The sequence below is a fragment of the Thalassotalea insulae genome (assembly GCF_030161395.1).
GTDB classification, from domain to species: domain Bacteria; phylum Pseudomonadota; class Gammaproteobacteria; order Enterobacterales; family Alteromonadaceae; genus Thalassotalea_E; species Thalassotalea_E insulae.
In genome coordinates this window covers 3,622,890-3,635,371 of record NZ_BSST01000001.1, presented here as the reverse complement: position 1 = coordinate 3,635,371, position 12,482 = coordinate 3,622,890, and the positions used below count along the sequence as shown (strand labels likewise).

Annotated in this window: 8 protein-coding genes; 4 read left to right on the top strand and 4 right to left on the bottom strand. The window is 38.9% G+C overall.

Annotated features, from left to right (window positions below; translation table 11 throughout):
• Positions 1–20: 20 nt before the first annotated feature.
• The 3 genes from QQK06_RS16265 to QQK06_RS16255 all read right to left on the bottom strand — a co-directional run bounded on the left by QQK06_RS16265 (position 21) and on the right by QQK06_RS16255 (position 7,634).
• Positions 21–3,176 (bottom strand): ligand-binding sensor domain-containing protein, encoded by a 3,156-nt coding sequence (locus tag QQK06_RS16265; protein WP_284245838.1) that lies wholly within the window; start codon positions 3,174–3,176, stop codon positions 21–23.
• 66 nt (positions 3,177–3,242) lie between these two features.
• Positions 3,243–5,012 (bottom strand): S8 family peptidase, encoded by a 1,770-nt coding sequence (locus tag QQK06_RS16260; RefSeq protein WP_284245837.1) that lies wholly within the window; start codon positions 5,010–5,012, stop codon positions 3,243–3,245.
• 972 nt (positions 5,013–5,984) lie between these two features.
• Positions 5,985–7,634, bottom strand: a complete 1,650-nt coding sequence (locus QQK06_RS16255; protein ID WP_284245835.1) for an electron transfer flavoprotein-ubiquinone oxidoreductase — start codon at positions 7,632–7,634, stop codon at positions 5,985–5,987.
• 269 nt (positions 7,635–7,903) lie between these two features.
• Here QQK06_RS16255 and QQK06_RS16250 point away from each other — a divergent pair, with 269 nt between their 5' ends.
• From QQK06_RS16250 to QQK06_RS16235, 4 genes are all read left to right on the top strand, one after another.
• The gene (locus tag QQK06_RS16250) at positions 7,904–8,656 is read left to right on the top strand and encodes an electron transfer flavoprotein subunit beta/FixA family protein (protein WP_284245834.1); all 753 of its coding nucleotides are present in this window, start codon (positions 7,904–7,906) and stop codon (positions 8,654–8,656) included.
• Positions 8,653–9,579 (top strand): electron transfer flavoprotein subunit alpha/FixB family protein, encoded by a 927-nt coding sequence (locus QQK06_RS16245; protein ID WP_284245833.1) that lies wholly within the window; start codon positions 8,653–8,655, stop codon positions 9,577–9,579. Before QQK06_RS16250 ends, QQK06_RS16245 begins: the two co-directional genes overlap by 4 nt.
• 100 nt (positions 9,580–9,679) lie before the next feature.
• Complete coding sequence (locus QQK06_RS16240) at positions 9,680–10,009, top strand: translation initiation factor (RefSeq protein WP_284245832.1); 330 nt, start codon at positions 9,680–9,682, stop codon at positions 10,007–10,009.
• Positions 10,010–10,029: 20 nt separating this feature from the next.
• Positions 10,030–10,827: a response regulator gene (locus QQK06_RS16235; RefSeq protein ID WP_284245831.1), complete on the top strand. Its 798-nt coding sequence runs from the start codon at positions 10,030–10,032 to the stop codon at positions 10,825–10,827.
• 36 nt (positions 10,828–10,863) lie between these two features.
• Here QQK06_RS16235 and QQK06_RS16230 read toward each other — a convergent pair whose 3' ends face one another.
• Complete coding sequence (locus tag QQK06_RS16230) at positions 10,864–12,387, bottom strand: sigma 54-interacting transcriptional regulator (RefSeq protein ID WP_284245830.1); 1,524 nt, start codon at positions 12,385–12,387, stop codon at positions 10,864–10,866.
• Positions 12,388–12,482: the final 95 nt, after the last annotated feature.

Genomic DNA, 12,482 nt, shown 5'->3' with positions numbered 1-12,482 from the left:
GAGGATTTATGACGCCTAAGCTAGTCACCCGATCTTATCAGGATCTTTTGTTGTAGCTCCGCCAAATCTGCGGCTTGCAGGATATCGATATAATTAAACGGCTGCTCTTTCGGTTCATACAAGCCTAACCAAAAGATATCACTATTATGTTTAACCATCTGTAGCGCCTTTTCAATCAGCACACTAATTTGATCCCAAGACATATCTACTGGCTGTTCCCGGTTAAAGGGATAAAATGAATAAGCAATACTGACGTTAGTCGACGCGTCGTTAAAACGATGAATAAGTCGACGGCTCAATTCCACAACATTGTTTTCTTTTTCATAACCAATGATGGCAAAGGTATCGTCTGACCAACGAATAACTAAGTCATCACTATCCCGACTATAAAGCAGTAGATCAGTAACATTCATTAGCTGACTATTATTGATCGATTCAATGTCATTTATTTGTATCATTAAAATATACAGCCGTGGCAATATATTACGTTGTACAGGTAGCAAATTCTGGTGAATTTGATTCATCAGCTGGCTAGCCTGTTCGATATAAATGTCCAAATATCGTCGGCTTTTTACTCCCGTTACTTTGTCTGTTGTTGCCGCAAGTTCCAGTTTCTTATTTACCTGCTCCAGCTCAACATTTTTTGCTAAGTAATCTTGAGTTTTTTCTTTAACCTGACGTTGCAGATCTTCTTTATGCTTTTGTTCAGTGATCAACTTTTTATTGAGCATGCGCGAATAACTCAATAAGGCGAATGCAACGAGGCAAGCATAAACCATATAAGCCCACCAAGTTCGCCATGGTGCGGGTTCCATCACAATATTCAGTTGATAGGGCTCGCTCCAGATATCGTCACTATTGCCAGCGATAACCTGTAACCTATAGTTACCTTCAGGCAAGTTAGTATAAGTAGCTCGACGCTGCTGGCCGGCATCAATCCACTGTTCTTGAGAACCGAGTAACCGATATTTATAACGGGTTGATTCGGGTGCCGCATAATTAAGCCCGACATATTCAAACGAAATAATCTGGTCTTTGTAGGATAACTGCAACGATTCTAGCTTGGTAAGCGGTTGCTCAAAGCGCATCGGCTCATTAAGATTAAAAATATTGGTTAATCTCACTAAAGGTGCCTGTCGAGGCTTAGTAATGCGGTCTGGATTAATACTAACAAAGCCTTTCGCACTACCAAAGTAAAGCGTATTATCTAGGCTGTTAAAGACCGCACCATGGTTATACTCTAAATCTCTTAAACCATGGCTGGTATCAAAATGTTTAAAGCGCTGAGTGGTTAATGAATAGCGAGAAATTCCCTTATTAGAACTAAACCAAATATTGCCCTCTCCATCTTCACTAATGCCATAAGCCGTGCGGCTTTTCATGCCATTTTTAACGTCCAGATGTTTAAAGCGATAATGATTATTTAATCTATCTTCACTAGATAAAACATTAAATCCAGCAGACTGAGTCGCCACCCATAAATCATCACGACTGTCTAAAAACAAATACCAGGCTAAATCGCTACTCAAACTTTGATTATCGGTGGCCTGATGTTGAATATGAACAAAAGTTTCTGACTGAGGATCAAATTTATTGATCCCTGCACCATATGCCGCCAGCCAAATATTACCTTGCTTGTCTTCTATGATCTGTAAAATATGATTTGTGCTTGGTCCCTTATTATTAATCGGACTTTGCGCAGTATAACGGCGAAATGTACCATCACTGTTAAATCGATTTAACCCGTTATGATAGGTAGAAACCCATAAATTACCTCGCTTATCTTTTAAAATATCAGTAATACTATTTGCTGAGATCGAAGACTCATCTAAACTACTATGGTGATAGCGTTTGATCGTATTAGTTAGCAGGTTCACTCGATATAACCCAGATGTTCGAGTACCGACCCACAAATAATCACCTTCGGCCAATAAACTCACCACCCGCAATTCTTTAAATGCCTCATTAACTGGCAACGGTTGAATTTCATTAGATGACAGCAATAACTGGTACAAGCCACCACTATAGGTACTAAAATACAATTTTTGACTATCTGATTGGGCAAAGCCGCTGATATTATTACTTTTAAGTTGTGAATGTGTTTGCGCACTGTATTGATTAAACGTCGTCATATAAGGGTTCCAACGATCAACACCAGCAAAGGTCCCTATCCACATCATTTGGTTACGGTCTTCAAAAAATGTTAATACAAAGTCACTTTTTAAACTTAATGGATTTGCTACCGAATGATGATAACGCCAGAAGTTATCTTTGCTTTCATTATATATTGATAAGCCCTTATCTGTTGCTACCCATATTTTTTCATTACTATCTTGATAGATACTTTCTATAGTATTGCTGGCAACGGAGTTATCGTTATTACTATCATATTGATACTGAACGGTATGATGTGTATCTGGATGGTATTTTACCAGGCCATTTTCAACGGTGCCGATCCAGACATAACCTTGATGATCTTGATATAAGAAGTTGATGAGCTTAGTTAGCTTAAAAGTATCCTGATCTTGCTGAAACTTTATCTGCTTAATAAAGTTACCTGCTAAATCAAAAACGGAAATCCCACCGCCATTGGTACCTACCCAAATGGTACCATCGTTAGTCTCTAATAACCCTTGCACCATGTTATTGGTCAAACTCTTTGGGTTACCAAGTTGCTGCTTAATTTGTATGCTCTGCCACTGACCATCTACAAATTGTAGTATTGTTAAGCCATTTTCAGTGCCCACCCAGATTTTTCCTTCGCTATCTTCGAGAATTTCATTAACACTATTATCAGTTAACGCTGTATCAAGTGTTTTGGTGGTAAAATGTCTGAAATCGTGGGTGTTTTCTTGAAATAAATTTAGGCCACCACCGCGAGTTGCCACCCATAAATGGTTATTTCGATCAACCAGTAAACGGCTGATCACATCAGAGCCTAAAGACGATGGCACACTTGCATCATGATGATAACTGACAAATTGATGCCCATCGAAACGATGTAAACCTTCTTGTGAACCAAACCACATAAAACCATGATGATCTTGGGCAATAGCGCGAATAAACTGATATGACAAAGGGTTGTCGAGCGGAAATGAACTCAGTAAGTTTAATTCCTGAGCTGAAGGTTTAAAAGTTAAAGTTAAAAATAAGAAAAAGAATAGCGTTTTAATCACAAAAGTTCACTACAGATCGGAAAATATAGCTACTACCTTAGCGCATAAGGTAGTAGCTTTATAGATTTATTGCTGTTCAACCCAGTTGTTAACCGCAATAGGCTCTGCGCTGTTAAATTCAACGCTGTTTTTCCAGATTAAGCCACCATCCGTGTCTAAGCTGTTTTTCCAGATTAAGCCACCATCCGTGTCTAAGCTGTTTTTCCAGATCAAACCGCCATCGGTACCTAAACTATTTTTCCAGATCAAGCCGCCATCAACGCCAACGCTGTTTTTCCAAATTAAACCACCATCTGTACCTAAACTATTTTTCCAGATTAAACCGCCATCTGTACCCAGGTTATTTTTCCAGATTAAACCGCCGTCACTATCTAGTTCATCAGAAACACTCCACTGATAAAGGTTAGACATACCCTCGATAAAAAAGTTACCTTGTTCATCAACATTTGCCGGACCATAATAATGGGCTGTACCTGCTAAATCTTGGGCTATATCCATATTCACGTTAGCGCAGTCCAGTGATGTACTGTTAAGGGTATTGGCAACATTGATCACACCAGCTCCTTGCTGGAAGACACTATAAGCCAATTCTCCCGAGCTATTCATTGCCATCTGAGCATTCTCCACTAAACGGCATTTAACATCATCCGGTGTTAACAATGGATCTTGGTTTAGCATTAATGCAACCACACCGGAAACAACAGCGGCAGCTTGAGATGTTCCAGACATTTCAAAATAGCGACCACCATCATGGAACTCAGGATGTTCGGTTACAATTTGTGAATCTAATGCCATTAGTCCAGATAAATGTCCGCCAGGCGCCAAAATTTCTGGTTTTACAAAACTTTCAACCGTTGGCCCAGCCGAACTAAAGGTAGCCAACCTATCATCTTCAAAATAAGACTTTGAATAGCTATCTGTCATAGCACCAACAGTAATAATGTAAGGGACATTACCAGGCACACCTATCGACATAGGATCTGGCCCCTTGTTACCCGCAGAAGCAACGACTACAATACCTGCCTGCCAAGCTTTCATTACCGCTTGATTCAACGGATCATCCCAATAATAAGAGCGAACAGGTCCACTAAATGACATATTCAGTACTCTAAGGTTAATTTGATCTTTTACCTGAATAGCCCAGTCAATGCCTCGAATTACATCAGCATAAGTTGCCTTGCCTTCGCCATCAAATGCTTTAATTCCCACTAACGAAGCATTCGGCGCAACACCATAAATTTTACCGTAAGCATCATAGTCACTGTTTACCGCAATACTAGCAACATGAGTACCATGACCACTTTCTTCACCACCATAGTTGCTAAGGCTATTATTGATAGCGTCGTATGTACCCCAAAATTTGTCACGTCCGTATAGATCACTCGATAAACCTGATAACTGCTCTAATCCAGTATCAAGAAAACCGATAGTAATATTGTCACCAAAATTAGCAGCTGCATGAGCACCATCAGCGCTAATATAATCGACTACATCTGAAGTAGGCTGCCATTTACGACGCCCCCAGCCTTTACCGGATAAAGACACTTTATGGTTGCGCGTCACTTTTACATCTTGCTGGCGATTAAGCTGCGCTAATTCTTCGGCGTTCAGCTCAACAGCTAAGGCATTAATAACAGGTAAAATATGAGATGGCTTGATATTTTGTTGTGCAAAATTTTCTCTTAATACTGATAAATTTTCCGCACTAACAATATACGACTGTCTTTGTTCTTCGCTATCTGGAGTTTGATTAGATTGCTGAACACCAACAGAGATCCCTATTATCGCAAATAGCGACAATGAAATGGTGATTTTCTTCAACGGACTGAACAACATAAAGCTCCCCTTTGCTCTTTACATTTATACAACTTATTAAAAACATTAGGGCTATACTTAAAACACACCAGAATTTTGGTATTTAAAGTGGTATATTCTTGTTAATAAATAGTTACATTTTACAACGTTCGATAGCTAAACATATCGATGATAACCGTTAGCTGTCAACTATTTTTAGCGATAATGCCACACCACTTGTACTTTAACTAAACCCTAAAATTAAAATATTTAGCGTCTTAATCGGCCAAATATTCCGGTGATATTATTGATAATTAAGCACAATTATTTTAATCACCTAACTTGTATCTAAAATCGCTGCTCTTTATTGACTTAGTTTTTTTAACTAGCCCAAAATGAGTCACAATACTCATGCTATTGAGAAACATTAAGCGAATTGTTGTTATTGTTACGCTTATCCGATCTACTTTTGCAGCAATTAAATATTGCAATAACAGCTAATTTAAATTGACTTTTTCTTCAATGATAAAGCTCAACCTATTCATGAAAACAACAGGCTAAATTACTCCTACCCTTGATGGTACTTGTTTGTTTTTTATTCCCTAGCAATATCACGACATTTTTTCATACAAAAACGACAACAATTAGAAATCAATATAAATAACAAAAAGTTAAAATTTTCACGTCGTCGGAAAATAACTAAAAAGCGACATCTAGATAATCGCAAGTCACAGTAAAAACAAATGATAAAACTAAGCTAACACCGAAGTTCAAAAATAAACATCAAGACGCTCACTTAGTGATAATAAACATGACTTTTCACCTCTATCTAGTGAATGATGATGAGCATTATTCATCCGCAATCCCGTAGGTTAATACTTAAAAGCGAAAACAGCACAAAACGATAGAAATAGCGATTAAGTTATTGATAACCATTGAATGATGAAAATTTGCCATAAAAAAAAGCCCATCCTTTAAAAAAGATTAGGCTTTGTGAGTATAGCTTTGAAACCGTTACATATTCGGGTAATTAGGCCCGCCAGCTCCTTCTGGTGTCACCCAGGTAATATTTTGACTAGGATCTTTAATGTCACAGGTTTTACAGTGAATACAGTTTTGTGAGTTAATAACAAACTTCTGCCCTTCTTCACTTTCTTCTACTTCATAGACTCCAGCAGGACAATAACGCTGTGCAGGTTCAGCATATTTAGGCATATTCACCGTTAACGGGATAGTGCTATCAGCAAGTTTTAAATGACAAGGTTGCTCTTCTTCATGATTAGTATTTGATAAAAACACAGACGATAACTTATCAAAACTTAACTTATTATCTGGTTTAGGATAATTAATGACTAGGCATTCAGAAGCAAGCTTTAACTGTTCATGATCTAAAGAATCATCCTTAAAGTTAACCGGTAACTTACCGCCAAAGAAGTTTTGATCTAAGGTATTAAATACACCACCCCAGAAAGTACCAAACTTATGCATTGCCGGGCCAAAATTACGAGTATTATATAACTCGTCATATAACCACGAGTTTTGATAGTTTTCACTATAGCTAGAAAGATCGTTACCGCCTTCATCACCTGATGCAAGTGCAGAAAAAATACTTTCTGCTGCTAACATGCCAGATTTCATCGCGGTATGATTACCTTTGATCTTGGCAAAGTTAATCGTACCAGCATCACACCCCACTAAAACACCGCCTGGCATCGTCATCTTAGGTAGTGAATTAAAACCACCTTTTGCCATCGCTCGGGCACCGTAAGAAACTCGCTTACCGCCTGCTAAATACTGTGCAATTTTAGGATGATGTTTGTAACGTTGGAATTCATCAAACGGACTTAAATGTGGATTACTGTAATTTAAATCAATAATTAAGCCGACAAAGACCTGATTGTTTTCAGCATGGTATAAATAACCACCACCATTGGTGTTTTTATCGAGCGGCCAGCCAGCGGTATGAACCACTAAGCCTTCTTGATGCTTATCAGGGTCAATATCCCAGATCTCTTTAAAACCTATACCATAATGCTGCGGCGAACTGTCTTTATCCAGTGCAAATTTAGCAATAAGTTCTTTACCTAAGTGACCGCGGCAACCTTCAGCAAATACCGTATATTTAGCTTTTAGCTCCATTCCTGGTACATAAGAATCTTTCGGATTACCTTCGGTATCTAATCCCATATCACCGGTTAAAATCCCTGCAACACTACCATCTTCATTATAAAGAACTTCTTGGGCTGGAAAGCCTGGGAAAATTTCAACGCCTAATTGTTCTGCCTGTTCGGCTAACCAACGGCACATATTCCCCATGCTAGTAATGTAATTACCTTCGTTATGCATGGTTTTTGGCACGCTGAAATTTGGTAATTTAATCGCGCTCTCAGCACCATTAAATAAATAAATATCATCATTTTTTACGGCTGTTTTTAACGGTGCGCCTTTTTCCTGCCAGTCCGGAAACAACTCATTCAATGCTCTAGGCTCAAAAACCGCGCCAGATAATATATGAGCACCAACCTCAGAGCCTTTTTCAACAACGCAAACCATCAGCTCTTGTTCTTTTTCTTGTGCCAGTTGCATTAAACGGCATGCCGTAGATAATCCAGCGGGACCAGCCCCAACGATCACTACGTCAAATTCCATCGATTCGCGTTCCATAATTTCCCCCAAAATTGTTTCACTATTGAATTTCAAACGCACGTTTGATTTTCAAACACCTGTTTGATAATATCATACCTCTAGAATTTTCGTCAGTAAATACTATGCTGTAAAAGACCATTTACTGATCTAAAACATATTCGCTCATTTCCAGACAAACTTTACGTTGACGTATACGTTATCTAGCAGTAGTCTTTGAGCCAATAATGACGTCTGACCTTGGACTAAGGGTAGACTTAAAATTACAACAAGCATAATTAGAGGCAACGATGAAAGTATTAGTACCCATCAAACGTGTCATCGACTATAACGTCAAAGTTCGCGTTAAAGCTGACAACAGCAATGTTGACTTAGCGAACGTAAAAATGGCTATCAACCCATTTTGTGAAATTGCAGTAGAAGAAGCAGTCAGATTAAAAGAAGCGGGTACCGCAACAGAAGTTATCGCTGTATCTATCGGTGATAAAGCGTGTCAGGAGCAACTACGTACTGCATTAGCATTAGGTGCAGACCGTGCCATTCAAATCGATACGGATCAAAACTTAGATTCTCTGCACGTAGCAAAATTATTACAAAAAGTCGTAGAAGAAGAGCAGCCGCAGTTAGTTATTTTAGGTAAGCAATCAATTGATAGCGATAATAACCAAACCGGTCAAATGCTGGCTGCGCTAACTGGCATGCCACAAGGCACATTTGCTTCAGAAGTTAAAGTAGATGGCGATAAAGTTAACGTTACTCGTGAAGTCGACGGCGGTTTACAAACATTAGCGTTAAGTTTACCTGCAATTGTCACTACCGACTTACGTCTAAATGAACCACGCTATGCCTCATTACCTAATATCATGAAAGCTAAACGCAAACCATTAGATGTTAAAGCAGCAGCTGATTTTGGTATTGATTTATCACCTCGTTCAACGTTAATCAAGGTCACACCTCCTGCTGAGCGTCAAGCTGGCATTGTAGTAGAAACTGTAGATGAGTTAGTTGAAAAATTGAAAAATGAAGCGAAGGTGATCTCATGAGCATTTTAGTATTTGCCGAACACGACAATAACGAATTAAAAGCGGATACCCTAAAAACAGTTGCTGCAGCACAAGCGATTGGTGGTGATATTGATCTATTAGTTGCAGGCGAAAACTGCAGTGCTGTTGTAGAACAAGCAGCAAAGGTTAACGGCATCAACAAAGTATTAGTAGCAGACAATACAGCTTATCAACACCAGTTAGCCGAAAATATCAGTTTATTAGTGACAGAACTGGCGAGCGATTATGACCACATCATCGCGACTGCATTAACTACTGGTAAAAACTTTATGCCACGTGTTGCGGCATTATTAGATGTTGCGCAAATCTCAGATATTATTGCGGTTGAATCTGCTGATACTTTTGTTCGTCCTATTTATGCCGGTAACGCCATTGCTACGGTTCAAAGTTTAGACAGCAAAAAAGTGATCACTGTGCGTGCCACAGCATTTGATGCAGTAGCAACAGATGGTAATGCTGAAATTGTTAACTTGGATAAAGCAACAGATGCTGGTACATCTAGCCATGTCAGTGATGAATTAACCGTATCTGAACGCCCAGATCTTGGCGCTGCTAGCGTAGTAATATCAGGTGGCCGCGGTATGCAAAACGGTGAAAACTTCAAACTATTAGAAGGTATCGCTGATAAGCTAGGTGCTGCTATCGGTGCATCACGTGCCGCAGTAGATGCTGGTTTTGTACCAAATGATATGCAAGTAGGACAAACAGGTAAAATTGTTGCTCCTGACTTATATATTGCTGTCGGTATTTCCGGTGCTATCCAACATTTAGCCGGCATGAAAGACTCTAAGATCATCGTTGCAATTAATAAAGATGCTGAAGCTCCGATTTTCCAAGTTGCAGATTACGGTATCGTCGCAGACTTATTTGATGTCTTACCTGAGTTTGAAGCAAAACTTTAACGACAAATAAGACCAAGCGATAAAAAACCAGCCTTAAGGCTGGTTTTTTTTATTATATTATTTATTATAGCTCGGTTATCCATTGATATTGAGTGTCATTATGTCTTGGCAAAATCAACTGTCCAACCTAGTCTACTCCACTGATAAAGGTCGAATTAAAGAAGAAAAAGCTGCTAGCATTACGCCAAGTGACGGCGTTGCTAAAGTACGCCGAGAAACTAAAGGCAGAAAAGGCAAAGGGGTTATAGTGATCAGTGGTTTAGGACTAGATGCAAAAGCATTAAAAAATTTAGCCAGTAAACTGAAAAAAAGCTGTGGTACCGGCGGTAGCGTCGTAGATGAGACCATAGAAATACAAGGCGATAAGCGAGATGTTATTAAAAGTATTCTGGAAAAAGAAGGCTTTAAAGTAAAGTTTATCGGCGGTTAACAAATAATAAGAGAACTTGAATGAGCACTATCCAACCCTGTGATTTATCCATTTTACTGATCGAGCCTTCTGATACCCAAAGTAAGATCATCATCAATCAACTAAAAAGCCATGAAATAACTCAAGTCAAACTTGCTAAGAACCTTGAACAAGCCGAAGAAATTATCGCTCGTCAGCATTATGATCTTATCGCCAGTGCCATGTATTACCAAGACGGCACCGCACTAGATTTATTAAAGAAAATCAAAAACTCTGATCGTAATCAAGAGTCTGCATTTATGTTAGTTTCCAGTGAATATAAGCGAGAGAGTCTGGAAGAATTTAAACAATCCGGTGTGGTTGCTATTTTACCCAAACCTTTCACGACTGAGCACTTACACGCAGCCATTAATAATACGATCGATTTATTATCAGCAGATGAAATGGAGCTGGAGTATTTTGATGTCCATGAAATTCGCGTATTGTTAGTTGATGACAGTAGGCTAGCAAGGAATCATATCCGCCGAGTACTAAACAACCTCGGATTGCTGAAAGTGACAGAAGCAGAAGACGGCCAGCAAGCGATTAATATTTTAAATGAGCAAATGTTCGATTTAATCGTCACTGATTTTAATATGCCGGAATTAGACGGCAGAGAATTGACGAAATATGTTCGCCAACAAAGTCAGCAATCACATTTGCCCATTTTAATGGTCACCAGTGAAAGCAACGATACTCACTTAGCTAATATTGAGCAAGATGGCGTTAATGCCTTATGTGATAAGCCATTTGAACCTCAATACGTTAAGAAAATTCTCTATAAATTGCTTGAGCATTAAATTAAACCCAATATTAACTAACGGCGTATGATGTTATCACTTAATACCATACGCCCTGAGTTTCATTGCAATTTTGTTATGCGACACCTTTAGTCGCTCAGCTAACTTTCTGGTGGTTGGGTAATAGGGATATAACTGCTCAAGTAAACGACGCTCAAAGTTTGCCTGAGCACTGGCCCAATCTTCAATCTCCTGCTCATTCATCGTCGTTAATAAACCGGGATCATTACTATCAAATAATACGGTTTGCACCTGAGCCGCAGAAATTTTACTGCCTTCATTTAACGCTATTAAGCGAAAAATAACATTTTCTAACTGACGAATATTACCAGGCCAGTGAAAAGTAGTTAGTATCGTCATCGCCTCATGGCTAACGGACGGTGGTGTCAGTTTAAACTGTCTGGCCGCATTAAGAACAAAATGCTCGACCAGCAAAGTGATATCCTCGGCTCTATCTTTTAATGCGGGTAGCTCCAATCTTAAAACATTTAGCCGATAATAAAGATCTTCACGAAATTTTTGTTGTTCAATCAATTCGTTAAAGTGCTGATGACTGGCACTGATAATTTTGACATCTGCGGTAAACTCTTTTGTACCACCAACTTTACGATATTTAAAATCTTGCAAAAAGCGCAACAGTTTAGCCTGTAAATACGGCGACATTTCGGCTATTTCATCGAGAAATACACTGCCCCCCTGCGCCAATTCAAATAAACCAGGTTTACCACCTTTGCTTGCTCCGGTAAATGCGCCACTCTCGTAGCCAAATAATTCACTCTCGAGCAAGTGTTCAGGTAACGCCGCACAGTTAATAGTTAAGAATGGGGCTTCCTTACGTTCGCTTAACTGATGTAAAGCTCGCGCGATTAATTCTTTACCTGTACCGGTATCACCACAAATCAATACCGGTAAGTCTAACTCAGCAAAACGTTGCACTTGTGACAATACCAGCTTAATTTTTTTTGAGTGTCCAATAATTGATTGCAAAGCATCATGTGGAGAAGATTGCATCAAACTCAACTGACGACCGACTTTATGCATTGAACGTAAACTAACCACAGCTCCTGAAATTTTCTGCTCAGAAACCACCGGATTAATATCCGCAATAAATGGTTGATGAATAAAGTTAACCGACAAGCTAATTTCATTTAGCTGAAGCAATTGCGATAAGGGTACATCAATATAATGAGTAATCGGCTGATCCACTAATGATTGTTTGTCATTTTGTAGCAAACTATCAGCAGCAGAATTACTTGCGAGAATGATCCCTTGCTCATCTATATCTAAAATAGGATCTGGAATACGGTTTAATAACGTATGGAGATGATTTTCCCGCTGTTCAGCTGGCATCTGTACAATTTCTTCACAACCTAAAAAACCATCGATATGGCGGAGTGACTGCTCAACTTCAGCTAAAGATACATGAACTCTTTCTATATGGACAAAAGTAAAATGAGCCTCAACTTCAATACTTTTTAAGTTCCAAGACTTAGAAGCAAAGATTGCCAAAATTTCCTGACTGATACCGATACGATCAGTAGATTCTACCTTTATTTTCATGCCTGCCCTTTTGTACCAAAAAAGTTACATCGTAATAATTACATTACATCACATTTTTACTATAATTTACAATAAGTTAATTTACATTTATTTGC